This is a genomic window from Micromonospora sp. NPDC005087, assembly GCF_042872965.1.
GTDB lineage: Bacteria > Actinomycetota > Actinomycetes > Mycobacteriales > Micromonosporaceae > Micromonospora.
Genome location: NZ_JBIALB010000001.1, coordinates 222,091 through 246,237, shown reverse-complemented (window position 1 = coordinate 246,237; position 24,147 = coordinate 222,091). Strand labels below are relative to the sequence as shown.

Here is a 24,147-nt window from a genome sequence, read left to right as displayed (position 1 = left end):
GGCGACCTAGCCTCGGGTTCATGGCCGGCTACCTGTTCGCACTCGAGCAGTACGACTGCTCCCCCAGCGCGGGCGGGACGGTGCCGGTGTTCGGCACCCCGGACTGCCGGCTGGTCGCGGCCATCCGGTTGCCGACCGACGACGTCGTGATCGCGCTGGTCGAGGGGCCCGACGCGGAGGTGGTGGCCGCGGCCGCCGCGGCCGCCGCCTGGCGGATCGACCGGCTGATCCCGGCCCAGTGGCTCTTTCCACCGGGCCTCACCAACCCGGAACTCCCCTGAGTGGCGAAGGAAGCATGACTGTGCGCCGTCTGATCGCACCCCTGTGGTGTTCACTGCTGCTCCTGCCGCTGGTCGCCTGCGGCCCCGACGACGCCGGCGGCGCGGACCCAGCCGGCCCGGTGGCCGGTGCCGAGCCGAGCATCGCCACCACGGTCGACGGCGACCCGCCGGCCGCCACGCCGGACGAGGAGTCGCCCGCCGCGTCCACCGTCGACGCCTGCGCCCTCGTGTCCAAGAAGGACGCCGAGAAGCTGGCCGGCACCCCGTTGGACGACCCACTGGAGAAGCCGGCGCCAGACCGGGACACCTGCACCTACACCGGTCCGGTCAGCGGCCCGACCGCCCAGGTCGAGGTGTTCGTCGGCCCCGGCGCGAAGAAGTTCCTCGACATCGAGCGCGAACTCGGGCACGAACTGACCCCGGTCAGCGGCGCGGGCGACGAGGCGTACGCCGAGGACGGCACGGTCTTCTTCAGCAAGGGCGGGGTGTGGGTCTCCATCCGGCTGGTCCGCACCGACGACCCGGCGAAGTACCGCACCGCCCTGACAGCCGTGGCCCGTACGGCCGCCGGCCGGCTCTGAGCTCGCGAGGAGGCGACATGCTGGCAGCCGGGTCCCGGGGTCGCCGGGCCATGACAGCGCTGGTCGCGGTGACGCTGTTGCTTCTCGCGGCCTGCGACCGGGGTGGGGCGGGCCCGACGTCACCGGTTCCACCGGCCGGGGGCAGTGGCGCAGACCAGCGGTACGGGGCGGCGCCCGCGCCGGATCGACACGTGACCTACCAGCCCGACGTGGTGTTCGTTGGCGGCGGGGGCGGGTCGGTGCGCGGGCTCTCCGACGACGCACTCACCTGGCGCATCGACCCCGACGCCAGCGGCGCCGACCGGCTCGCCCGGGGGAAGATCATGTTCCTCACCGGGCGGTCGGTCGGGCGGGTGCTCGACGTCCGCCGCGACGGGAACGATCTGGCGGTGACCCTGGGGCCGGTGGACATCACCCAGGTGATCCGCGACGGCACCTTCGCCACCGACGGTCCGGTCTCCCTGGAGAATCCGATCCGCTACGACGCCGGCACGCCGTTCTGGGCCGAGTACGACGCCGAGGCCGGAGCCGGCAGCGGCGGCGGCGGATCGATGACGCCGGTCGTCGGCGTGCCCTTCGCCGTGGCACCGGCGACCGCGGCCGATGCACGAGGGATCGCCGGGTTTCCGGTCACCCCGATCTGCTGCGCGAACGGGGTCGGCGCACATTTCAGCTACAACGGCGGCGGGATCCGCATCACCGGTACGGTCACCCTGCTGATGAAGAGCCCGTCGGCCCGGTTCCACCTGGAGATCCGGGGTGGCACGGTCCGTCGGGCGGAACTGCGGATCGACGGCATGTCCGGGCTGCGGATCGAGATCGCAGGCGCCACCGACGCCGGGCACAACGTCAACAAGCGCATTCCGATCCCCCTGGACTTCAGCGTGCCGGTCGGTCAGATCCTCGGCGTTCCGTTCGCCATCACCGCCAACCAGCTCATCGGGGTGCAGACGGCGTTCAGTTCCAAGGACGGCAACATCAAGGCGGCCGGCGAGTGGTCGCTCGGCGGCTCAGTCGGGTTCGGCTACGCCGACGGCGCCTTCGGCGTCACGAAGCCGTGGAACCTCACCGTCCGCAACAGCATCACCGACTCGATCTACGGGCCATCAGTCGGCGTCAGCGGGATCATCGTCCACTACCAGGCCTTTTTCCGCGCCGGCCTGGGCGTCTTCGGGTTCACCGCCGGGCTGTACGCGACGGTCACCGCCTCGGTGGGGTTGACCGTCGGCTCCGCCCTGGGCGCGCCGATCGAGCTGTGCCGCAGCACCCAGCTCGGCGTGTTCCTGGAGTACGGCGTCGGCTACAGCATCCCAGCCGGCCTGGTGAAGGCGGTCAACACCTTCCTGAGGCTGTTCAACGCCGGCTCGATCGAGGAGAAGGCGGGTATCGGTCGGGTGGACAACGTGTTCAACAAGCTGGACGTCCAGCCGAACGTGAAGATCTGCCGAACCTGACCGCCCTGGCCGGTGTGGAGGATTCGGGGCCATCCTCCACACCGGCCGGTGTGCGTCAGCCCGCGGCGCAGGCCGGGGTCAGGCCGCCGGCGGTGCCGTTGGCCTGGAATCCGAACTCGGTGGACTGCCCGGCGCTGACCCGGCCGTTGTAAGCCACATTCGTCCAGCGCGTCGTTCCGGCGTCAGCGCTGCGGTTGGCGTTCCAGGCGTTGGTGACCGTCGCGCCCGACGGCAACGTGATCGTCACCGCCCAGGAGCTGATCGCCGCTGATCCGGCCGTCACCCGCACCGTCGCCACGAAGCCACCCGTCCACTGGTTCACCGCCACCGTCGCGGTGCAGCCACCGGGTCCCGGGGGCGGAGTCGTCGGGGGCGGAGTCGTCGGCGGCGGAGTGGTCGGCGGCGGGGTGGTCGGCGGTGGGGTCGTCCCGTTGTTCAGCGCGGCGAGTACCGCGTCGTACGCCGGCTTCTTGGCGCCGCCGCTGGTGAACAGCAGCGGGGTCTGCGAGGCCCGCCACGAGTCGCTGTCCCGGATGCCCCAGAAGGTGATGCCGTTACAGCGGGTCACGGCGAGGCAGTCCTGCACGACGCTGCGGTACGTGGCCGCCGACGCCCCCTCGATGTCCAGCTCGGTGATCTGCACATCGACGCCGAGCGCCGCGAAGCTGGACAGCGTGGTGCGGTAGTTGCCGGGGTACGGCGAGCCGCTGTTGAAGTGCGACTGGAGACCGACGCAGTCGATGGGTACGCCACGCTGCTTGAAGTCGCGCACCATCGTGTACACGGCCTGGGTCTTGGCGTGTGACCAGTCGTCGGTGTTGTAGTCGTTGTAGCAGAGCTTCGCGCCGGGGTCGGCCGCCCGGGCGGCCCGGAAGGCCGCCTCGATCCAGTCGTTGCCGGTCCGCTGGAGGTTGGAGTCCCGCCGGGCGCCGGAGCCACCGTCGGCGAACGCCTCGTTCACCACGTCCCACGCGACGACCTGTCCCCGGAAGTGCGTCGCCACCTGCGTGACGTGGTTGAGCATCGCCTGGCGCAGCGCGGTGCCGCTCATGTTCTGCATCCAGCCGGGCTGCTGCGAGTGCCAGGCCAGGGCGTGACCACGCACCTGCATCCCGCGGGTGCGCGCGTGGTTGACGATCTGGTCCGCCGCGCCGTAGCTGAACTGGCCCTGCTGCGGCTCGGTGGCGTCGATCTTCATCTCGTTCTCGGGCGTCACCGAGTTGAACTCGCGGTTCAGGATCGTCGTGTAGGCGCTGTCGTTCAGCTTGTTGGCGGCCACCGCGGCGCCGAAATACCGACCCTGCTCGGCGGCGGACGCACCGAGCGTGGTGCCGGCGGCGGCGGGAGCAGCCAGGACCATCGCCACGCCGGCGGCGAGGGCGCTCACCCCGGTCAGCGCGAGGGCGGCTCTCGATACCGCCTTCCATTGCGCGTTTCTCATCGTGCAACTCCAATCGATGGTGGTGGTGTCCCGAGGGGTCAGGCCACCGAGCAGGCGATGCCGTTCAGAGCGAAGGACGAGGGCTTACCGGTGCCGCCCTCGTGGGTGGCCTGAAAGCCGATGTCGACCGACGCGTTCGGGGCGATGGCGGCGTTGTAGGAGACGTTGCGGGCGGTCACCGCACCGCTCGTCATGGAGTACTGCGCGTTCCAGCCGTTGGTGATGCGCTGGCCGGTGCAGCGCGAACGTCAGGGCCCATCCGTTCACCGCCGTCGCACCGGTGTTGGTGATGGTCACGCTGGCGGTGAGGCCGGTGTTCCAGGCGTTGACCGCGTACCCGATCCGGCAACCACCGCCGGTCGGCGGCGGAGTGGTCGGGGGCGGGGTCGTCGGCGGCGGGGTCGTCGGTGGCGGGGTGGTGGGCGGGGTGCCGGTGTCCAGCCCGAAGAAGCGGATCACCTGCGCCGCGTCGACCGGCAGGTTGTGCGAGACGCCCTGCATGATGATCGCCTCGACCGGGGCCGTTCCGCCACTGCTCCCGTAGCGGGTGCGGGTGTAGCCGGACTGCGGCGAGTCGGTGTACGTCGGGGTCTGGCTCAGCCCGTGCACGTTGGTCCACTGTTTGACCTGCTCGCCGAAGTTCGGGTAGCGCAGCGTCTCGTCGTTGGTGCCGTGCCAGATCTGCATGCGTGGGCGACGACCCGTGTAACCGGGATAGGCCTCGCGGACCAGATCACCCCACTGCTGCGGGGTTCTGATGAGCTGTCCGTTCGCGCACTCGCTGTTCCACTCCGAGCCGCCCCCGGTGGCGAAGCAGCCGAACGGCACCCCGGCGAAGGACGCGCCGGCCGCGAACACGTCCGGGTAGTCGCCCAGCAGGACGTTCGTCATCATAGCCTCGGACGAGGTGCCGGTGGCGAAGATCCGCGCCGGGTCGGCGGCGAACCGCTGCCGTACGTAGTCGACCATCGACATGAGCCCGACGGGGTCGCTGCCGCCGCCCCGGCGCAGTGCCTGCGGGGAGGACACGTCCCAGCACAGGCTGCTGCGGGTCACCGACGGGTAGATCACGATGAACCCGTACCGGTCGGCGAGGGACGCGTACTGGGTGCCGGAGTGGTACGCCGGACCCGATCCGGTGCAGTAGCGCAGGGCGAGCAGGACCGCCGGCCGGGTGGCCACCCGGTCCGGGACGTACAGGTGCATCCGGAGATTGGTGGGGTTGGTGCCGAAGCCGGTCACCTGGGTAAGCGTCGCCGCCGACGCCGGCGCGGCGAACGTCAACGCGGCGGCGGCCAGTGTGACCACGGCCGTGACGACGCCGAGCGTTCTTGTTTTCAGTGTCATCGTTCGCGATTCCTCAGCAGAATGGCGCATGGAAGGGGAGTAAGTCGAGGACTGCCCTTCGCCCGACCCTGACCGCGGCTCGCGTGACCTTGTCAGCTTCAATCGAGAGAACTCGATTGTCAAGACTTCCGGAAGCCTTTCGGTGGCCGGGGCCGGCTGTGACCTGTGCATCGACGGGCACCGACCGAACCATCGACGGACCTGCCCGGCGAGGTGTTATCGGGATGCTTCCGGAAGCCGCCGGGTCAGTGGATGCGACGCCCGCGCGCGTCCGGCACGCCGGACTTGCGGAAGAAGTAGGTGTTGATCTGATCCCGCCACTCGGTGGCGCTGCGCACCTGCTCGTCGAGGCGCTGCTCCACCCGCTCGTACACGGCGGGGTCGATCAACCCCTTCAACGTCCGCCACCGCCCCCGCATCGCCGCCACCTCCTCGACGCCCGCGAAGTGGGTGTCGTAGATGTGCTGGATGACCGTGGAACCGTTGTGCAGGACGTGCCCGTACGGGACGTGGTGGAAGAAGAGCAGCAGCTCGTCCGGGCACCGCTCGGGCGACTCGAACACCTGGTCCCAGTACGGCGGGTACTGACCGGCGAAGCCGGTGCCCGACGCGCGGCTGCGGTCCACACCCACGCCATCGCGATCCGCGAAGTGGTACGTGCCCCACCGGGTGTACTCGTACCCGTCCACGTCGGGGCCGTAGTGGTCACCGGGATGAACCATGAAGCCGACGCCCAGCGGGGCGGTGTACCGCTCATAGGTGCGCCAGGAGTCGTCCATGACCTCGTGCAGCGTCCGCCCAACCAGCTCCGGGTCGGCCATCGCCGACGGCGGGAAGGTCAGCGCGATCCACTCGTCGAGGACCGCCCGGGGATCCAGCCGGGGATCCCAGGCGAGCCGGCCGACGGTGTACAGGTTCGCCTGCGCCAGCGGGTGCCCGGTCCAGAAGAGGTCGTCGCCGACGTTGGCGACCGCGACCAGGCCACCACCCTCGCCCGCCTCCCCCGCGGCCACGTCGGCGACTGTCCGCCCGCCCGGACCCCACGGCGCGAACCGCAACACCTCGCTCCACCACGGGCCGAGGTGGCAGACGTGGCGCTGCTGGCCGGTGTACTCCTGGGTGACCTGCAACTCCACCGCCAGCCGGGTGGCCGGCATCGCGGCGAGCACCGGGGAGACCGGCTCGCGTGCCTGGAAGTCCACCGGACCGAACTTCACCTGCAGGACCACGTTGGCAGCGAACCGCCCGTCGAGCGGGACGAAGTGGTCGTACGCGGCACGCGCCCGGTCGGTGGACCGGTCCCGCCAATCATGGTGATGGTTGTAGACGAACGCCCGCCAGTGCACCACTCCCCCGTGCGGGGCGAGGGCCTCGGCGAGCAGGTTCGCCCCGTCGGCGTGGTCGCGACCGTAGGTGAACTGGCCGGGTTGCCCCTCGGAGTCGGCCTTCACCACGTAGCCGCCGAAGTCCGGGATGCGCTCGTACACCTGCCGGGTCGTCACGGCCCACCAGGCCCGTACCGCCTCGTCCCTCGGGTCGGCGTTCGGCAGGCCGCCCAGGACCACCGGCGCGGCGAAGGTGACCGACAGGTGCACCCGGATGCCGTACGGGCGCAGCACGTCCGCGATCTCAGCCACCTCGCCGAGCCGGTCGGTGAGCAGCCGCGCCTCGGTCCGGCCCACGTTGACGTTGTTCACCGAGATCGCGTTGATGCCGCAGGCGGCCAGCAGCCGCGCGTACTCCCGGACCCGGGCCAGGTCGCCGCGCGACCGTCCGACCCGCCAGAAGATCGAGCCGCCGGCGTACCCCCGCTCCACCTGGCCCATCACCGGGTGCACGGCCACGTTGTCCCAGTGGTTCAGCATCCGCCGGCGCAGTGCGGGCCGGTGCCGTTCCGCCTGGCGGGTGGTGTCGAACGCCGCCGCGCCGAGCCGGACCAGGTGGAACAGCCCGTACAGCAGGCCGGCGGGCGCGTCGGCCAGCACGGCGGTCACGTCGCCCGCCCGGGCCAGCACGAACCCCTCGGCACCGAGCACCGCGTCGTTGCCCGCCTTCGCCAGCGCCGCCTCCCCCGCTGCCCGCGCCGCCTCCACCGCCGCGCTCGGCAACTCGTCGGCGCCGCGGAGCGCGAGCACCAGATCGACGTCCACGTCCCAGGACGGGGAATGCCACATCCGCCCGCCGTACCGGGCGCAGGCGCGGGCGACCTCGTCGAGCACGGTGTCGACGAGCATCCCGTCGCCTTGCACCAGCACGCGGCGCGAGCCGAGCGCCCGGAACGCCTCCGGCGGGAGCCAGGCGGCGTGCACCCGCGCTTCGTCGGCGCTCACCGGTCCTCCCGCAGCACCACGACCCCGTACGCCGGCAGCCGCAGCGGCTGCCCGGTCTCCGCCCGGTCACCGGTGAGCAGGTCGACGCCGCCGGCCCGGGCGGTGACCTCGACCGGCTCGGTGCGGTGGTTGAGCAGGAACAGCAGCCGCGTCGGGCAGGGCGGTGGCACGGCCGAGCACCGGATCGAGCAGGCGTTGCAGGCCGGCGTACGGCAGCGCGGCCTCCTCGGCCAGGCCGGTCGCAGCCAGCACGGTGCAGTGCTCGGCGGACCGGTGGGCGTAGTCGACCAGCGCGGTGCGGCCCGACCCCGGCTCGCCGCGCAGCAGCAGGGCGCCACCGCCGTCGGTCACGCCGTCGAGCAGGTTCCGGACAGCCCGGCACTCGTCGTCCCGGCCGCGCAGCACGGTTATTTGCACTCTTAATGCAGTAACCATGCATTCAGTGTCACCTATTGGTAACCGGATGGAAAGAGGCGGGCGGTATCGTCCGGGGCCGGCGTCAGCCGGCCGTCACCTCGGCCAGCAGCGCGCCCACGGTGCGGGCCATCACCCCACGGGCCTGGTCCACGCCCAACCCCAGGCCGTCGCGCAGCATCGACCAGGCCGGCCACATGCTCGCCGCCACCAGCGCGTTCAGCAGCTGCTCCCGGCCCCGCCCGGCCTGCGCCAGCTCGGCGGCGAAGAGCTGCTCGACCTCGTCCCGGACCCGGTCGATGTGCTTGAGGCGGTTGCGGTGCAACTGGTCGGAGACCGGCTCGCGCATCTGCGCGGCCCGCGCCGAAGGCGCGATGAGCTGGAGCAGTCGGGCCCGTTGCCGGCAGTACGCGTCGACCCGCTTCGCCAGCGGCAGCCCGGCTGAGACCGGCCGGTAGGCCGCGTCCTGCTGGCGGAGCACCTCCGCGCCGCTCGCCTCGAAGAGCGTCTCCATGTCCTTGAAGTTGGTCCAGAGGGTCCGCAGCGAGATGCCGGCCCGCTCGGCGATGCGCTCCCCGGTCGGCCGGAAGTCCCCCTCGGAGATGAGCGCCAGGTGCGCCTCGACAATGGCCACACGGGTGCGCTCGGCCCGGGCGGTCCGCCCGTCGACCCGGCCCGCGACCTCGACCCCGCCCATCCGCCCCCGCCCCTTCACCGCCATGACGTCCCCCGACGCACCGCCGAGTCTAGACAGGCGGTGATCATCGGCACCCGGGCCGCCGTCATCCGGCGCGGCCGGTCAGCGTGACCCCGCCGTCGCACACGATGGTCTGCCCGGTGATCCAGGCGGCGTCGGCGGAGGCCAGGAAGGCGACCGCGCCGGACACGTCCTGCGGCAGGCCGAGCCGCCCGAGCGGGTACCGCGCGGCGACCTCGTCCTCGCGGCCCTCGTACAGCGCGGCGGCGAAACGGGTCTTCACCACCCCGGGGGCGACGGCGTTGACCCGGACGGTCGGCCCCAGCTCCGCGGCGAGGCTCGCGGTGAGGTGGTTGAGCGCCGCCTTGCTCACCCCGTAGAAGGCGATGCCGGGCGACGGACCGAGGCCGGCGATCGACGAGACGTTGACCACGCAGCCACCCCGGTCGGTCATGCCGGCGGCGCACACCTCCTGCACCCAGCCGAGCGCGCCGACCAGGTTGACGTCGAGGATCTTGCGCGCGGCCGCCAGGTCCAGCCCCAGCAGCGGGCCGTGCACCGGGTTGATGCCGGTGTTGTTGACCAGGAGGTCCACCGGCCCGAACGCCGCGGTGACCTCTCCCACCGCGGCGGCCCGGTGCGCGGCGTCGTCGGCCCGACCGGGCACGGCCACGGCGTACGCCGGCCCGCCGAGGGTGGCGACCGCGTCGGCCAGCGCCTCCGGCCGTCGGGCGGTCAGACTCACGCGCGCGCCCTCGGCCACCAGCCGTTGGGCGATGGCCAGGCCGATCCCTCGACTCGCACCGGTGACGATGGCGACCTGACCCACGAGCCGACCTGAATCTGCATTCACGGTGCAGATACTATGAGCAGCGATCGGTGTCGGTCAACGTCGGGGGAAGCAGCGTCGACTCTCGGGCAGCCCGCACTCGCCAACCGCCGGCCGGCGGCGATCAGATGCGGTCACGACGTCCGGGCAGCCGGACGACCGGGCGTGGTCACGGCGGTGTGCCGCGCGACCACACCCGGTCGACTGCCGGGCGTACGGGTCGTCAGGAGACGGTCGGCACCCCGTTCGCCGGCGGCGCCACCGGGGTGGCGGTGTACTCCTTGACCGGCCCGTCCGCCTCGTCCGTCTCGTACGCCGGCCCGAAGTAGCTCTGCACTCCCCCGCTCACCCGGCTCAGCCGCTGCCCGCCGTAACCGGAGTGGTCGGTCGCCGAGAAGCGCAGCGGCACCAGCCCGGGGCCTTGGAACCCGCCCTTCTGCACGGCCTCGAGCACCTTCTCCCGGGTGAGGTCCTTGCCCGCGGCCAGCAGCGCCTGCACGAAGAGATAGCCGACCGACATGCCGTAAACGATGTTGCCGTCGAACGGCGCGTCCCCGTTGTGCGACTTGTTGATCCTCGTGTAGAGCTGGATCCACGGGTTCGCGGTGTCGTTCTGCATCGGCAGGTAGTTGGTGCCGACCACGCCCTCCAGCAGCGGCGCGGCGGCTCCGAGCTGCTTGGCCAGGGTCGGCTGATCGGCGCCGACGTTGGAGACCAGCCACTGCGTCTTGAAGCCCAGCCGCGCGGCGGTGCCGATGGAGAGCGCGGTGAAGCCGGGCACGGTGGCAAGCACGACGACCCGGCATCCGGCCGCCTTGAACGCGCCGATCTGCGGCGCCACGTTGGTGTTGCTGGTGACGTAGGTCTGCTTCACCGCCACGCCCCCGGCGCCGAGCACCTTCTCCACGCCGGCCAGGCTGTCGCGGCCGAAGTCGTCGTCCTGGCCGAGGAAGCAGAGTTTCTGGCCGGCCAGGTTCGCCTTGGCGTAGTTGGCGAGGATCTTGCCCTCGACCGTGTAGTCCGGGTTGAAGCCGAACGTGCCGGGATACTTGTCCGGCTGGTCCCAGCTGCGGCTGCCGGAGGCGACGAAGAGATCGGGCACCCGGTTGCTCTTGAGGAAGTCGAGCACGCCGGTGTGCGTCGGCGTGCCGAGGCCGTTGAGGATGGCGAAGACCTTGTCCTGCAGGACGAGCTGACGAACCACCTGCTGCGTGTTCGCCGGGTTGTAGCCGTCGTCCATGATCTTGTAGGTGATCTTCCGACCGTGCACGCCGCCGTTGGCGTTGACGTAGTCGAAGTACGCCTTCGTGGCCGGGGCGATCTTCGAGTACCCGGCCGAGGCCGGTCCGGTGAGCGGCATGTGGGTGCCAACGACGATCTCGGTGTCGGTGACGCCCGGCACCGATCCCCCGCCGGGACCGGAACCGTCGTCGCCGCTGCAACCGACGGTGGTGATCAGCAAGGCGATGGTGCTGGCGATCGCAAGACCGCGTCGTGCCGTACGGTGCATGGGAAACACCGACCTTTCTCGGTCCGGTTCTCAATCGAACTTCGGTGGTGGTGGGGCGCCCGGCCGAGGCCGGACAGGGACAGCTCAGGAAGGCCGGGCCGGCCACCGGGCCAGCAGTGCCCGGCCGAGACGCGACAGCAGACCCTGCACGCCGCCGGGTGCGGCGATCATGACGACGATCAGGGTCACTCCGAAGATCGCCAGCGGGAGGTTGCCCTCCAGCCGCTGCGCCACCGCGGGCGAGAGTGTGAACAGCTCGGTCACGGAGTGGGTGAGATCGGGCAGGGCGACGAGCAGGACGGCGCCCCACATTGCACCGGTGAGACTGCCCAGACCGCCGATCACCACGGCCATCAGCAGGAAGAGCGACAGGGTCAGCGAGAACGCGCCGGGCGAGACGCTCTGCGCGAGCACCGCCAGCAGGGCGCCGCCGAGGCCGGCGGTGGCGGCGCTGACCACGAACGCGAGGACCTGGGTGCGGGCCACGTGGATGCCGGCGAGACGGGCGGCCACCTCGTCGTCGCGGACCGCCCGGAAGGTGCGCCCGAAACGACTCCGGATGAGATTGGCCAGCAGCAACAGGGCCAGCAAGGTGGCCGCGCCGGCCAGCCAGAGCTGCCACCGCTCATAGGGGAAGAAGGGGCCGAGCGACACCGGCGGCGGCTCCACCGGCACCGACAGCCCCTGCTCACCGTTGAAGACGCCGTCGAAGGTGACGGCGAGCGCCGGGACGACGACGGCCACGGCGAGGGTGACCCCGGCCAGGTAGGGGCCGCGCAGCCGGGCCGCGGCGACGCCGACCACCGCGCCGACAACGACCGTGCTGAGGATCGCCGCACCGAGCGAGAGCGGCAGCAGCCAACCACCCGTCATCCCCCGATCGGCGAACGCGTTCTGGCAGAAGGCCACGGTGTACGCGCCGGTCGCCATCAACGCGCCGTGCCCGAGCGAGAGCTGGCCGTTGAGCCCGGTGAGGAGGGTCAGCCCGGCGGTGGCGCAGAGGTAGGCCGCCACGGTGGCGAGCTGAAAGTTGCGGAACGGCTCGACGGCGTAGCTGACCCCGACCAGCAGCAACCCGCCGGCGAGCGTGAAGGCGAGGTGGCGCAGCAGGGTGGAGCCGCGTCGCCGGTCGACCGGACGCTCACCGGCGTCGGCCAGCGCCCGCTTGCGCGGCAGGGCCGCCCGGGTGGCGCTCACACCCGCCTCGCCGCGACCGGGGCGAACAGCCCACCGGGCCGGACCAGCAGCACCGCCAGCAGCAGGACCAGCACCGCCAGCGGGGTGAGGTCGCTGCCGGCATAGCCGCTGACATAGGAGAGCAGCAGCCCCACCACGAGGCCGCCGACGACCGCCCCTGGTGGACTGTCCAGACCGCCGACCACCGCCGCGGTGAACGCCGAGACGAAGACCAGGTCCATCGCGTGCGGGTGCAGCCCGAGCTCGGTGGGGATGACCAGCATCGCGGCCAGCGCGCCCACCCCGGAGGCGAGCGCCCAGCCGAGGGTCAGCATGCCGCCGACGTTGACCCCGAGCAGGCGGGAAACCTCGGGAGCGAAGGCCGCCGCGCGCATCCGCAGCCCGACCGGGGTCCGGGCGAACATCCAGGCCAGCGCGCAGACCACCACCCCGATCGTCGCGAAGACGAACAGGTCGTACGGCGAGAGCACGGCGACCCCGCCCAGGCTGAGAGCGGACCGGCTGAACGGCGCCTCGGCCGGCCGGAACTCACTGCCGTACACCATGCCCAGGACGGCCTGGATCAGCAGCACCAGCCCGAGCGCGACGATCACCGGGTTGAGCGGTGACGTGTGGTCGACGAAGCGCATCACGGCGCGGTCGACCAGCGCGCCGAGCAGCAGCCCGGCGACTATCGCGACCACGAAACCCAGCCAGTACGACCCGGTATGCGCGGACACGGTGTAGGCGACGTACGCGGCGGCGACGGCCATCGCCCCCTGGGCGAAGTTGACGACCCGCGCCGCCCGCCAGATGAGCACCAGGGCCAGCGCGAACGCGGCGTACACCGCGCCCCGGGACAGGCCGTCGACGGTGAGGAAGACGAAGCGGTCCAACAGTCCTCCCTCCTGGGGACGAGGTGATGGTCAGAAACCGAGGTACGCGTGCCGTAGGTCGGTGTCGTCGCGGAGCGTGGCGGCCGGGGCGGCGGTCACCACCCGGCCGAGGGACATCACCACGCCCTGGTCGGCGACGGCGAGCGCGCTGCGCACGTTCTGCTCGACCAGCAGCACGGTCAGGCCGGTCTGGTCGCGCAGTTGACGCAGCAGAGCCATCGTCCGGGCGACCACCCGAGGCGCCAGGCCGAGCGACGGCTCGTCGAGCAGCAGCAGGCGGGGCCGGCCGACCAGCGCCCGACCGAGCGCGAGCATCTGCCGTTCCCCACCGGAGAGCTGGTGGCCGAGGTGCCGACGGCGCCGGGCCAGCGGCTCGAAGAGCTGATAGACCTCGTCGAGAGCGCGGCCGGCGTCGGCCCGGTCGCGGCGCCACAGCCCGCCGAGCCGCAGGTTCTCGTCGACGGTGAGTTCGCTGATCACGCCCCGCCCCTCCGGCACGTGCGCCATGCCGCGCCGGGCGAGCTGCTCCACGGGCGTGCCGCGCAGGTCCTCCCCGGCGAGGACGACCTGCCCGGATGTCGGACGGATCATGCCGGAGAGCGCGCGCAGCAGGGTGGTCTTGCCGGCGCCGTTCGCCCCGACGACCGCGGCGATCGTGCCGGCCGGAACGGTGAGATCGACCGCCTGCAGCACGGGCGCGGCACCGTAGCCGGCCACCAACCCGCGCACCACGAGCAGGTCGGAGGCACTCCCCGCACCGTCTTTCGTTCGCGACTGCGGGGCTCGCAAACCCGGCTCACTCCTCGCGCTCACGTGGTGACCTCGTCGACGGCGGCTCCGAGATAGGCGTCGGTGACCGCCGGGTCGTCGCGGATCTCGTCGGGTGTGCCGGCGGCGATCACCCGGCCGAAGTCCAGCACCACGATCTCGTCGCAGACGGCCATCACCAGGTCCATGTGGTGCTCGACCAGCAGCACCGCGCAGGGGTCGGCGTCCCGCCGGGGCAGCTGCCGGACCAGCTCCGCCAGCTCGGTGATGTCGTCGGGCCCGAGGCCACCGGCGGGTTCGTCGAGCAGAAGCAGCCGGGGTCGGGCGGCGAGCGCGCGGGCCAGGGCGACCCGCTGGCGTACGGCGAAGGGCAGCGTGGTCGGCGCGGCGTCGGCGTGCCCGGCGATGCCCAGGCCGTCCAGGATGTCCAGGGCGTGCTGGCGCAGCCGCCGCTCGTCGCGGTCGCTGCTGGGCAGGCCGAGCAGCGCCGGGACGAAACCGGCCCGCGCGGTGTGCGAGGCGCCGGTCATCACGTTCTCCAGCACGGTGAGCCCGGCGAAGAGGCCGGTTCCCTGCAGGGTCCGGGCGATGCCGAGCCGGGTCAGCCGGTGCGGCCGTGGCCGCAGCGGTCGGCCGTCGAGGGTGAGCGATCCCGTCTCCGGCGCGACGAAGCCGCAGATCACGTTGAACAGCGTGGTCTTGCCGGCGCCGTTGGGCCCGATGACGCCCACCACCTGGTTGGGTGCCACCCGCAGCGAGACGTCGTCGAGGGCGGTGAGGCCGCCGAAACGTACGCCGATGTGGTGCAGTTCGAGACCGCGATCCATCACCCATCCCTCTGTTGTGGCGGGTGTTATTTACACTCGCAGTGTACGTTTCTCGGGTACCGCGTCAAGACCTTCAATGCCCCCTGTCGCCGGCACGCGGACGGGGCGGCCGCCACCGGCGACCGCCCCGGGATCGCGATCAGGAACTGGGGCAGGTGTTGCGGTACTCCTGGATCTGCGAGCCGCTCGGGCCGGGGCAGAGGAACTGCTCGTAGCGGGTGTCGTTGTCGACGAACCGCTTCAGCCAGGCGACCATCTGCCGTGCGGTCGGGGTGTTCACCGTCTGCGGGAAGAAGTGGCTCGCCCCGTTCAGCTCCAGGTACGCCTTCTCGGCGGACGCCGGGATGCTGTTGTAGAAGGGCTCCGAGTGCGACGAGACCGGCGCGACGGTGTCGCTCTCGCCGCCGATGATCAGCGTGGGCACCCGGAGCTCGGACCAGCTCTTGTCGGTGTTCCACGGCGAGCGGCACCGCGGCCTGCAGCGACGGCCGTGCCGACGCCGCCTCCAGGCTCCCGCCGCCGCCCATCGAGTGGCCGGCCACCGCGAGTCGACTGCTGTCGATCCGGGTACGCACCGAGCTGCGCTCGACCAGGTAGTCCAACGCGGCGAGCAGTTGCCGGCCGCGGCTGTCCGGCTGGTCCAGCCGGGTGTTGGTCTCGATGCCGATCACCACGAAGCCGTGCGAGGCGAGCCGTGGCCCGAGCCAGCTGATGCTGGACCACGCGGCGGTGAAGCCCGGCGAGATCGCGATGGCGCCGAAGGTGCCCTCGCTGGTGCTGGTCGGATAGTAGATGACGCCGCCGCCGAAGCCGGTCATGCTCAGCGAGGACACGTTCTGCGAGGACACGTTCTGCGAGGACGTGGCGAACGGACCGCGGCTGGCCTCCAGGATCGCGGTGGTCGGGGCCGGGCCCCGCTCGTACGGGTTCTCCGCCGCCTGCACGGCGCCGGAGGGTCCGGCCAGGACGCCGCCGGCGACCAGGGCGGCGGCCAGCGCGAGCCGAACGGCTCGGACGGCCATGGAACGGGGACGGGTGGTGGTTGGTGACGACACGTCGGGCACTCCCTAGAGTCGAGGGATATCGACGTGCGTCAGTTTTGGCGTCACCACCCGGTCCCCGCATCGGTGAAATCACCAGTCCCGGCGGTGGGCCCGCCAGCGAGCCCGGCGCGACCACCGCGACGCCGTGCTCACCGTCGGCATCCGCACCCGGGTGACCGGGGTGCGGACATTCGCGGCGTTTTGACCACCTGACCTGGGGCTTAACCGGACGCCGACGATCTTCTTCGCGGAGACCGAGCAGGTCGCCTTCCACCTCGGCCACCTCCCGCCGGGCATCGACGTCACGAACGACCCGCTGCTGCAGGGCCGGCTGTTCTCGTACGTCGACACGCAGCTCACCCGGCTGGGCGGGCCCAACTTCCCCCAGGTCCCGATCAATCGTCCGCACGCCGCGGTCAACGACATGTTGCGCGACGGCTTCCACCAGCACGCCGTCCACGCGGGGGTCGCGCCGTACCGGCCGAACTCACTCGACGGCGGCAACCCCTTCCCCGCGGGCGACGAGGACCACGCGTTCCTCGACGTGCCGGTGCGGGTCGCGGAGGCACCGAAGGTCCGCGCGAACCCCGTCTCGTTCGACGACCACTTCAGCCAGGCACGCCTGTTCTGGCTGAGCATGTCGCCGGTGGAGAAGGAGCACATCATCCGCGCCTACACCTTCGAGCTCGGCAAGTGCTACCACCAGGCGATCAAGGAACGTCAGCTCCGGTGCCTCGCCAACATCGATCCGGTGCTGTGCGCGCAGGTCGCCACCGGTCTGGGCCTGCCCGCGCCGGCGCCGACCGTGCCGCTCGCCGACGTCGCCCCGAGCCCCGCGCTGTCGCAGGTCGGCGGGGAGTGGCCGGCCGACGGCCGCACGATCGGAATCGTCGTCGACCCCGACACCGACCTCGACGGTGTCGACCAGGTATGCGAAGCCGTCTTCGCGGCCGGGATGGTGCCGCTCCTCGTCGCCCCGCACGGTGGCACGGTGGGTCACCTGCCCGTCCAGCGCACCTTCGCCACAGGTCGATCTGTCGAGTTCGACGCGCTCCTGCTGGCCGGCGCACCGGTGCCCGCCCCGGATGCGCTTCCCGCCCGCGACGAGAGGGCGGGTACGACGGACCGAGCCTCCGTGGACCCCCGCGTGCTGCTCCTCGTTCAGGAGTGCTGGCGGCACGCCAAGGCGGTCGGCGCCTGGGACGGCGGCGTCAGCGTGTTGGAGCAGGCGGGCGTGACCGGCACTCCCGGCGTCGTCTCGGCCGGCTCCGGAGTCGAGGCCCTGACCGCGGTGCAGCGGTTGATGGCTGCGCACCGGGTGTGGGAACGGTTCCCCGCCTCGGTCGCCTGACACGACAAAGCACTGCCGAGGGCTGTCCTCCGGTTCTCCAGGAGGTCAGCTCTCGGCAGCACGGTTCACCCGGCGTTGTCGGGGCTTCTGTTCACAGTGCCCGTGCCAGCGCAACGGCGTCAGCCGATGTCGGCCAGCCGGGGCAGCACCTCGTCGCCGAGCCGTTGGGCGAACTCCACCGGGTGGCGATCTGGCGTGACCTGCACCTCGCTGACGCCGAGCGCGGCGTACGAGGACACCTCGGCGAGGAACGCGTCGACGTCGGCCAGGGGCGGCCGGTGGGCGACGACCGTCTTCTCGATGGTGTCGTAGTCGCGGCCCTCCGCGGCGCAGTGCCCCCGCAGCACGTCCAGCTTCCGCGCCACGTCGTCGGCGCCGGCGGCCGTGCCGAACAGGTTGCAGGCGTCGGCGTACCGGGCGACCAGGAGCAGGGTCTTCTTCTCGCCGCCGCCGCCGATCATGATGGGCGGGTGCGGACGGCTCAACGGCTGCGGCGAGTTGATCGTCTCGGCGAGCTGGTAGTGCCGCCCCGCGAACGGCCCGTTGTCGTCACTCCACATCTGCTGGACGATGCGCAGCGTCTCCTCCAGCCGCTCGAACCGCTCGGCCACCGGCACCACGGGCACGCCCAACCCGCGCTGCTCCCGCTCGTACCAGGACGCGCCGATGCCCAGCCGGGCCCGGCCGCCGGAGAGCACGTCGAGCGTCGTCACGGTCTTGGCGAGCAGCCCCGGGTACCGGTACATCACGCCGGTGACCAGCACGCCCAGCGTCATCCGCTGGGTCTTGGCCGCGACGAAGCCCAGCGTGGTGTACGCCTCCAGCATCGGCTCCTCGGCCGGGGCCACGGCCTCCATCTGGAAGAAGTGGTCCATGACCGTGAAGGACGCGACGCCGGCCTGCTCGGCGGTGGTCGCCGCCTCGGTCAGGGTCGGTGCGATCGCCCCCGCCTCGGCCGGGGTCGAGTAACTCCAGTAGTGCAGTCCGAGTTTCATGCCTCGCGACACCTCCGGAACCAAGCCTAGTGGTCCTGGACGCCAGCGACGGGCCTGTTGATCGACAACGGCGGCGAGTCCGCCCCCGCGGGCAGCGGATCGCGACGGACGCCAGCGGCGGGTTCCATTACCGGTTCATGACAGTTCGCGGATCACTCCGGGATATCCGGCTGACACCTTCGGTCGGGTGATCCGACAGCCGACATCCACCGACGCCCGGCCCCCCGAGCACGAGCCCGACGTGACGCACGTCCGGTTCCGTCACCGGAGGCACCGGACGCTGTCCGGCCCCGCAGCGGGACGGCCACGCCGAGCGGAGTGGGCCGACGCCGCGAAGGGCGTCTGCATCATCCTGGTCGTCCTGTGGCACGTCGTCGTCAAGGACTACCTGCAGATCGACTGGCACATCGGCGTACCGGTGCCGGGCCTGTGGGGGGCGCTGGGTGAGCAGTTCCTGCCGCTGCGGATGCCGCTGTTCTTCACCATCTCCGGCGTCTTCGCGGCGAACGCCGTCCAGCGGCCCTGGCGGGTCGTCGCCCGCGGCCGGATCGCGCGGTTCCTCTACCTGTACGCCGTCTGGCTGCTGATCCACACCGCGGTCCTCGCCGCGGCCCCGGACTTCCCGACCGACCGGGCCACGTCCGCCCTCGGTCTGCTGGAACAGCTCACCATCACGCCCTCCAACCTCTGGTACCTGTACGCCCTGGCGCTCTACTTCACGCTCGCCAAGGCTGTTCGCCGGGTCTCCCGCGTGCTGGTTCTGGCGCCCGCCGCGGTGCTGTCCGCCGTCGCCGCCGCCGGGCTGCTCGACACGCCGGGCAACCGCGCCGGCCTGTACCAGAACCTGGTCTTCTTTCTCGCCGGCCTGTACCTGCGACCGCAGATCGAACGGTGGGCGGCCACCGCCACCGGGCGCCGACTCGCGGTGACCTCGGGCGCGTACGTCCTCGTGCTCGCCGCGATGGCGGCGGTCGGCGCGCAGCAGTGGTTCGGCGTGTGGCCGGTGGTCTCCGTCGTGGCGGTCGCCTTCGGCGTCACCGCCGCCGCCCGGCTGGGCCGCTGGCCGGCCGTCAGCAACCGGCTCGCCACCCTCGGCCGCATCACCCTGCCCATCTACGTCATCCACATGCCGGTGCTGGCGCTGCTGCACCGGCTGCTGCTCGGGCCGATCTCCGGGCTGGACCAGGTCGGTCAGGGACTGCTCGTGCTCGGGTACCCGGTCCTGCTGACCGGGCTCGTGATCGGCGTGAGCCTGGCCGTCCACCGGGGGCTCCTGGCGCTGCACGCACGCTGGCTGTTCGCCCTTCCCGGCGTCCGGCGGGTGGAGGCGGCCGGATGAGCGCCCTCGGCGAGGCGGTGGTCGACCTCGACGCGATCGCCAGCAACGTACGGATGATCGCGTCGGTCACCGGCACCGAGCTGATGGCCGTGGTGAAGGCGGACGGGTTCGGCCATGGGGCGGTGCCGGTCGCGCGGGCCGCGCTGCGTGCCGGCGCGAGCTGGCTGGGTGTGACCTCGGCGTCCGAGGCGCTGGCGCTGCGGTCGGCGGGCATCACCGCGCCCACGCTGAGCTGGCTGCACCGCCCCGACGACGACTTCGACCGGTTGATCGCCGCCGGCGTCGACGTCGGCGTGTCGACCACGATCCACCTGCACGCTGTCGCCGACGCCGCCCACCGACTCGGCGTGCCGGCGACGGTGCAGCTCAAGGCGGACACCGGGCTGTCCCGCAACGGCGCCGCGGGCGACGACTGGCCCGAGCTGGTCGGCTGGGCCCGCAAGTACGAGGTGGAGGGCGGGGTTCGGGTGCGCGGCGTGTGGTCACACCTGACCGACGCCGACGTACCGGGCAGCCCCGGGCTCGCCCGGCAGGTGGCGGTCTTCGATGAGGCGCTACGGGTCGCCCGGTCCGCCGGCCTCGACCCGGACCTGGTGCACCTGGCGAACTCGGCCGCCGCGCTGGCGGCGCCCCGGACCCGCTTCGACCTCTGCCGGATCGGGCTCGCGCTGTACGGCGTGGATCCGTTCGGCGGGACCGGGCCGGGCCAGGTCGGACTACGCGCCGCCATGACGCTGCGCACGACCGTGGTCAACGTGAAGCGGGTACCGGCCGGCACCGCGGTCTCCTACGGGCCCGAGTACGTGACCGGCGCGCCGACCACCCTGGCTCTGCTGCCGCTCGGCTACGCGGACGGCCTGACCCGGGCCGCCGAGGGTCGCGCCGAGGTGTGGCTGGGCGGCCGGCGTCGCCCGATCGTCGGTCGCATCGCGATGGACCAGTGCGTCATCGACGCAGGCGACCTTCCCGTGGCCATCGGGGACCCGGTCGTGGTGTTCGGCCCCGACCGGGGCGACCACGCCCCACCGACGGTCGCCGAGTGGGCGCGGTGGGCAGGCACGAACCCGCACGAGATCCTGACCGGTGTCGGGGCCCGGGTGGCCCGCGACCACCTCCACGAAAGGGCGGCAACGTCATGACGATCCGACTGGCAGTGCTCTACGGCGGGCAGAGCGGCGAGCACGAGGTGTCCCGCCGCTCGGCGGAGAGCATCCTCGCCGGCCTGGACCGGGAGAGGTACCGGGTCACCGAGGTGCTCATCGGTCGGGACGGCGGGTGGCACGTCGACGGCCGTCCGGTGCCACTCCCCCTGGCGCTGCGCGTGTTGCGCGCCCAGGACGTGGTGTTCCCAGCCCTGCACGGCCCGTACGGCGAGGACGGCACCGTCGCGTCGCTGCTGGAATGGCTCGGGGTGCCGTACGTCGGCAACGGTGTCTTCGCCAGCGCGGCCGGCATGGACAAGGGCGTCACCAAGAGACTGCTCGCCGCGGAGGGCCTGCGGGTCAGCCCCGGGGTGACCCTGCGTCCCGGCGAGGAGCTGTCCCCGGCCGAGCAGCGGAGGCTGGGCCTGCCGGTGTTCGTCAAGCCCGCCCGGGCCGGCTCCAGCCTGGGCGTGGTCAGGGTGACCGACTGGGCCGGACTTCCCGCCGCGCTGCGGCAGGCGCGGGAGGTCGACCCGAAGGTGCTCGTCGAGCAGGGGGCGCGCGGACGGGAGATCGACGTGGCCGTCCTGCAGCATCCCGACGGCCGGGTGCAGGCCGGTCCGCCCCTGGAGATACGGGTGACCGGTGCCGGCTTCTTCGACTACGACGCGAAGTACGACGGCGGGGCGGTCTTCCAGATCCCCGCCGCGCTCGACCCGGCCACCACCCAGGTGCTCCAGGACCGCGCGATTCGCGCCTTCCACGCCCTCGACTGCCGCGGGCTGCTCCGCGTCGACTTCTTCCTGCCCACGCAGGGGTTCGCCGAGCCGATCGTGAACGAGGTGAACACCTTTCCCGGATTCACCACCGCCTCGCAGTTCCCCCAGATCTGGCAGCAGGCCGGGATCGGGTTCGCCACCCTGCTCGACATCCTGATCTCCGGCGCGCTGGCCAACCAGGCTCGGATCCGGTCCAGTGGGTTGCCCCGGCCGGCACGGGCGGTGGACCTGGTCTGAGCGGCCGTCGCCCCGGTCACTTGATCGGACAGGGCCGGGGCGGCCGGGCGCCGTCCGGCCCGGCGATGGTGACCGGGGAGAAGCTGTTTCCCTGGCCGGTGAGCGCCACGGCACCGGCCAGGGTGCAGATGATCTGGTCGGCCGCGGCCGCCGACAGCGGCAGCACGGCACCCGTCATCGTCACCGTGCCGCCGGATCCGTCGGCGTTCGACGTCACCAGGGAGGCCGGGACCAGACCGGCCGGCACCTCGCTGACGAAGCCCTGGCTCCGTTCCGACTCGTCCGGGCCCGCCGCCAGCATGCCGAGCGTCTTCTCCGGCGAGACGCCGCTGCGTGCCTTGGTGTCCCGGATGACCAGCGTGGGTCGTCCGTGCGAGAGCAGGTAGAGGGCGGCGCCCGCGGCTGGGCCGGTCGTCGCGGAGCGGCCGGTGATGACGTCGCTGGGCCGAACCCCGCAGCCCGTCGCGAGCAGCGTGACCAGGAGCCCGCCGGCGAGCAAGGCCCGGCCGGCCCGGCGGCCGGTCACCGTACGCCTCCGGCGTCCGCCACGTCCGTGGCCACGCGCGGCAGCCGGAGCGTGAACACCGCGCCGCCCATCGGATTGTTGCCCGCGACGAGACTTCCGGCCTGCCCGGCGTGCTGGTGCAGGCGCGCGTTCTCCCACGCGATGGCGAGGCCGAGGCCGCTGCCCTCCGAGCGGGTCCGGGCGGTGTCCGCCTTGTAGAAGCGGTCGAAGACGTGCGGCAGCACCTCCGGGTCCAGGCCGGGCCCCTGGTCGCGGACCTCGATCGTGATCCAGTCCGGCTCGGCGCGCAGGCGCACGGACACCGGCTCGGCGCCGTGCCGGAACGCGTTGCCGACCAGGTTGGCGACGATGACGTCCAGCCGGCGGGGGTCCAGGCGGGCGAAGACTCCGGACGGCAGCTCCGCCCGCACCCGATCGGCCCAGCGCCGGACGCGGAGGGTCGCGGTCACCGCCGCGGCCACGTCGATGTCGTCGAGGGCGAGCCGCGCGGTGCCGGAGTCGAACCTGCTGACCTCGATGAGGTCGTTGACCAGCTGGGTGAGGTTCTGCGTCTCCTGACTGACGAGCCGGGCGGCCCGGCCGGCATCCCCGGGCAGCCGGTCCGCCTCCTCGTCGAGCACGTCGGTGACCGCCGTCATCGCGGCCAGTGGCGTGCGGAGCTCGTGCGACACGTCGGCCACGAAGCGTCGGGCGTCGGCCTCCATCCGCCGCAGCTCACCGACCTGCCGCTCCAGCGTCCCCGCGGTGTCGTTGAAGGTCCGCGCCACGTCGGCCAGTTCGTCGACGCCCCGCACCGCCAGCCGGGTGGTCAGGTCGCCCTCACCGAGCCGGCGCGCCGCCCGGCCCAGCTCGCGGACCGGGCGCAGCACTCCCCGGGCGGCCAGCAGGGCCAGCAGGACCGCGAGGACCAGGGAGAGCCCGCCGGTGAGCCACGCCAGGGTGGCGAGCCGGTCGATGCTCCGCTGTTCGGAGGCGAGGCTGCGCACCGAGTAGACCTCCACGCCGGACGGCACCGACCCGCCATCGGTCCGGTCGATCTTCAGCTGGGTCCCGATGAGCAGCACGGGTTCTCCGCCTCGCGAGACGCGTTGCCAGGCGATGACGCCATCCCCGACCGCCTGCCGCAGCTCCGGGGTGAGCGGCTCGGGCACCTGAGCGCCCTGCGCCCGCATGTCACCGTAGAGGACCACCGCGTACCCCTCCCGGTCGGAGAGGAGCTGGGCCATCGTGTCGAGTTCCCCCTGGGACGGCGGGAGTCGGCGTACCGGGTAGGCCTGCCTGAGCTGATCGGTCAGCGACGCCACCGCGGCGTCCTGCGCCTGCTGGAGGATGACCGTCCGGGCCTGGAAGTAGCTTCCGCTGGCCACCACCGCGGTGGTGGTCACGCCCAGCAACACGAAGGCCAGCAGCAGCCGGACCCGCAGGCCCGACGCTCGGCCACCGGTCCAGCGCCACGGCGTCACAGCGGCCCGAACCGGTACCCGAAACCGCGGACCGTCTGGATGAAGACCGGCGCCGACGAGTCGTCCTCGATCTTGGCGCGCAGCCTCTGCACACAGGCGTCCACCAGCCGCGAGTCGCCGAGGTAACCGTGCTCCCACACGGCCTCCAGCAGTTGCTGACGGCTCAGCACCTGGCCAGGAGTCTGCGCGAGCTCGAGCAGCAGGCGCAGCTCCGTCGGGGCGAGGCTGACCGGCAGCCCTTCCTTGCTGACCACGAGCGCGGCCCGGTCGATGGTGAGGGCACCGTGCTGTTCCAGGCCGGACCGCTCGCCGCCGGTGCGCCGCGACTCGCCAGCGGTCCGCCGCAGCACCGCCCGGATCCGCGCCTCGAGCACCCGGGCCTGCACGGGCTTGACCACGTAGTCGTCGGCGCCGGCTTCCAGCCCCGCCACCACGTCCATGTCGTCGTTGCGGGCGGTGAGCATGATGATCGGAAGGTCGCCGAGCTGCCGGATTCGGCGACAGACCTCGAACCCGTCCATTCCGGGCAGCATGAGATCGAGGACCACGACGTCGGACGAGGCCACCCGCAGCCGCGCCAACCCCTGCTCACCGGTGGCCACGGCGTCGACGGTGTGGCCCTGTCGGGTGAGCGCCAGTTGCAACCCGTCGCGCACCGTCTGGTGGTCTTCGATCAGCAGGACCTGAGACATGTCGGCAAGTATCCCATCATGAATAGGTT

21 protein-coding genes and 4 pseudogenes are annotated in these 24,147 nt (G+C 72.1%); 8 read left to right on the top strand and 17 right to left on the bottom strand.

The window, feature by feature from the left end:
* Nucleotides 1–20: 20 nt before the first annotated feature.
* From ACFYPS_RS01095 to ACFYPS_RS01085, 3 genes are read left to right on the top strand one after another with little or no spacing between them, the layout of a single operon-like run.
* Nucleotides 21–281, top strand: a complete 261-nt coding sequence (locus tag ACFYPS_RS01095) for a hypothetical protein (protein ID WP_387322184.1) — start codon at nucleotides 21–23, stop codon at nucleotides 279–281.
* Between the two features lie 14 nt (nucleotides 282–295).
* Nucleotides 296–862 carry a hypothetical protein gene (locus ACFYPS_RS01090; RefSeq protein ID WP_387322182.1) on the top strand — a complete coding sequence of 189 codons (567 nt, stop codon included), beginning with the start codon at nucleotides 296–298 and terminating at the stop codon, nucleotides 860–862.
* Nucleotides 863–879: 17 nt separating this feature from the next.
* Nucleotides 880–2,316 (top strand): hypothetical protein, encoded by a 1,437-nt coding sequence (locus ACFYPS_RS01085; protein WP_387322180.1) that lies wholly within the window; start codon nucleotides 880–882, stop codon nucleotides 2,314–2,316.
* A gap of 55 nt (nucleotides 2,317–2,371) precedes the next feature.
* On the opposite strand, the gene ACFYPS_RS01080 is transcribed toward ACFYPS_RS01085, so the two are convergent.
* From ACFYPS_RS01080 to ACFYPS_RS01020, 13 genes and pseudogenes are all read right to left on the bottom strand, one after another.
* A complete protein-coding gene (locus tag ACFYPS_RS01080; RefSeq protein WP_387322178.1) occupies nucleotides 2,372–3,757 on the bottom strand; it encodes an endo-1,4-beta-xylanase in 1,386 nt (461 codons plus the stop codon).
* Nucleotides 3,758–3,795: 38 nt separating this feature from the next.
* A pseudogene (locus ACFYPS_RS01075) lies at nucleotides 3,796–5,104 on the bottom strand (PHB depolymerase family esterase).
* Between the two features lie 245 nt (nucleotides 5,105–5,349).
* Nucleotides 5,350–7,434, bottom strand: a complete 2,085-nt coding sequence (locus tag ACFYPS_RS01070) for an alpha-glucuronidase (protein WP_387322176.1) — start codon at nucleotides 7,432–7,434, stop codon at nucleotides 5,350–5,352.
* On the bottom strand, nucleotides 7,431–7,604 hold the full coding sequence (locus ACFYPS_RS01065) for a Beta-galactosidase C-terminal domain (RefSeq protein WP_354962500.1): 174 nt from the start codon (nucleotides 7,602–7,604) through the stop codon (nucleotides 7,431–7,433). Before ACFYPS_RS01065 ends, ACFYPS_RS01070 begins: the two co-directional genes overlap by 4 nt.
* Before the next feature lie 10 nt (nucleotides 7,605–7,614).
* Nucleotides 7,615–7,869, bottom strand: a pseudogene (locus tag ACFYPS_RS01060) (AAA family ATPase); the annotation flags it as partial.
* A 64-nt stretch (nucleotides 7,870–7,933) separates the two neighbouring features.
* Nucleotides 7,934–8,545, bottom strand: a complete 612-nt coding sequence (locus ACFYPS_RS01055; RefSeq protein ID WP_387322800.1) for a TetR/AcrR family transcriptional regulator — start codon at nucleotides 8,543–8,545, stop codon at nucleotides 7,934–7,936.
* 85 nt (nucleotides 8,546–8,630) lie between these two features.
* Nucleotides 8,631–9,398, bottom strand: coding sequence for an SDR family oxidoreductase (locus tag ACFYPS_RS01050; RefSeq protein ID WP_387322174.1), 768 nt, complete (start codon nucleotides 9,396–9,398; stop codon nucleotides 8,631–8,633).
* A 199-nt stretch (nucleotides 9,399–9,597) separates the two neighbouring features.
* Nucleotides 9,598–10,884 (bottom strand): ABC transporter substrate-binding protein, encoded by a 1,287-nt coding sequence (locus ACFYPS_RS01045; RefSeq protein WP_387322172.1) that lies wholly within the window; start codon nucleotides 10,882–10,884, stop codon nucleotides 9,598–9,600.
* 84 nt (nucleotides 10,885–10,968) lie between these two features.
* Nucleotides 10,969–12,081 carry a branched-chain amino acid ABC transporter permease gene (locus ACFYPS_RS01040; RefSeq protein WP_387322170.1) on the bottom strand — a complete coding sequence of 371 codons (1,113 nt, stop codon included), beginning with the start codon at nucleotides 12,079–12,081 and terminating at the stop codon, nucleotides 10,969–10,971.
* Nucleotides 12,078–12,956, bottom strand: coding sequence for a branched-chain amino acid ABC transporter permease (locus ACFYPS_RS01035; protein ID WP_354962505.1), 879 nt, complete (start codon nucleotides 12,954–12,956; stop codon nucleotides 12,078–12,080). Before ACFYPS_RS01035 ends, ACFYPS_RS01040 begins: the two co-directional genes overlap by 4 nt.
* Nucleotides 12,957–12,986: 30 nt before the next feature.
* Nucleotides 12,987–13,694 carry an ABC transporter ATP-binding protein gene (locus ACFYPS_RS01030; protein WP_387322798.1) on the bottom strand — a complete coding sequence of 236 codons (708 nt, stop codon included), beginning with the start codon at nucleotides 13,692–13,694 and terminating at the stop codon, nucleotides 12,987–12,989.
* 71 nt (nucleotides 13,695–13,765) lie between these two features.
* Nucleotides 13,766–14,551, bottom strand: coding sequence for an ATP-binding cassette domain-containing protein (locus ACFYPS_RS01025; RefSeq protein WP_354962506.1), 786 nt, complete (start codon nucleotides 14,549–14,551; stop codon nucleotides 13,766–13,768).
* Nucleotides 14,552–14,690: 139 nt separating this feature from the next.
* Nucleotides 14,691–15,399: pseudogene (locus tag ACFYPS_RS01020) on the bottom strand (alpha/beta hydrolase family protein).
* On the opposite strand from ACFYPS_RS01020, the gene ACFYPS_RS01015 reads away from it, so the two are divergent.
* Nucleotides 15,344–15,622, top strand: a complete 279-nt coding sequence (locus ACFYPS_RS01015) for a hypothetical protein (protein ID WP_387322841.1) — start codon at nucleotides 15,344–15,346, stop codon at nucleotides 15,620–15,622. The pseudogene ACFYPS_RS01020 and the gene ACFYPS_RS01015 overlap by 56 nt on opposite strands.
* A gap of 186 nt (nucleotides 15,623–15,808) precedes the next feature.
* A pseudogene (locus tag ACFYPS_RS01010) lies at nucleotides 15,809–16,945 on the top strand (catalase); the annotation flags it as partial.
* 119 nt (nucleotides 16,946–17,064) lie between these two features.
* Here ACFYPS_RS01010 and ACFYPS_RS01005 read toward each other — a convergent pair.
* The gene (locus ACFYPS_RS01005; protein ID WP_354962507.1) at nucleotides 17,065–17,940 is read right to left on the bottom strand and encodes an LLM class F420-dependent oxidoreductase; all 876 of its coding nucleotides are present in this window, start codon (nucleotides 17,938–17,940) and stop codon (nucleotides 17,065–17,067) included.
* Nucleotides 17,941–18,127: 187 nt separating this feature from the next.
* On the opposite strand from ACFYPS_RS01005, the gene ACFYPS_RS01000 reads away from it, so the two are divergent.
* Genes ACFYPS_RS01000 through ACFYPS_RS00990 form a run of 3 tightly spaced genes read left to right on the top strand, consistent with a single transcriptional unit; the run spans nucleotide 18,128 to nucleotide 21,437 of the window.
* Entirely contained in the window at nucleotides 18,128–19,279 is a 1,152-nt protein-coding gene (locus ACFYPS_RS01000; protein WP_387322167.1) for an acyltransferase family protein, read from the top strand.
* Nucleotides 19,276–20,418, top strand: coding sequence for an alanine racemase (gene alr, locus ACFYPS_RS00995; protein WP_387322165.1), 1,143 nt, complete (start codon nucleotides 19,276–19,278; stop codon nucleotides 20,416–20,418). Before ACFYPS_RS01000 ends, alr begins: the two co-directional genes overlap by 4 nt.
* The gene (locus ACFYPS_RS00990) at nucleotides 20,415–21,437 is read left to right on the top strand and encodes a D-alanine--D-alanine ligase family protein (RefSeq protein WP_387322163.1); all 1,023 of its coding nucleotides are present in this window, start codon (nucleotides 20,415–20,417) and stop codon (nucleotides 21,435–21,437) included. The genes alr and ACFYPS_RS00990 overlap by 4 nt, the downstream gene beginning before the upstream one ends.
* Before the next feature lie 16 nt (nucleotides 21,438–21,453).
* Here ACFYPS_RS00990 and ACFYPS_RS00985 read toward each other — a convergent pair whose 3' ends face one another.
* The 3 genes from ACFYPS_RS00985 to ACFYPS_RS00975 are packed head-to-tail and all read right to left on the bottom strand — an operon-like array spanning nucleotide 21,454 to nucleotide 24,118.
* The gene (locus ACFYPS_RS00985; protein ID WP_387322161.1) at nucleotides 21,454–21,963 is read right to left on the bottom strand and encodes a hypothetical protein; all 510 of its coding nucleotides are present in this window, start codon (nucleotides 21,961–21,963) and stop codon (nucleotides 21,454–21,456) included.
* Nucleotides 21,960–23,426, bottom strand: coding sequence for an ATP-binding protein (locus ACFYPS_RS00980; RefSeq protein ID WP_387322159.1), 1,467 nt, complete (start codon nucleotides 23,424–23,426; stop codon nucleotides 21,960–21,962). Before ACFYPS_RS00980 ends, ACFYPS_RS00985 begins: the two co-directional genes overlap by 4 nt.
* Complete coding sequence (locus ACFYPS_RS00975; protein ID WP_354962513.1) at nucleotides 23,423–24,118, bottom strand: response regulator transcription factor; 696 nt, start codon at nucleotides 24,116–24,118, stop codon at nucleotides 23,423–23,425. The genes ACFYPS_RS00980 and ACFYPS_RS00975 overlap by 4 nt, the downstream gene beginning before the upstream one ends.
* Between the last annotated feature and the right edge of the window lie 29 nt (nucleotides 24,119–24,147).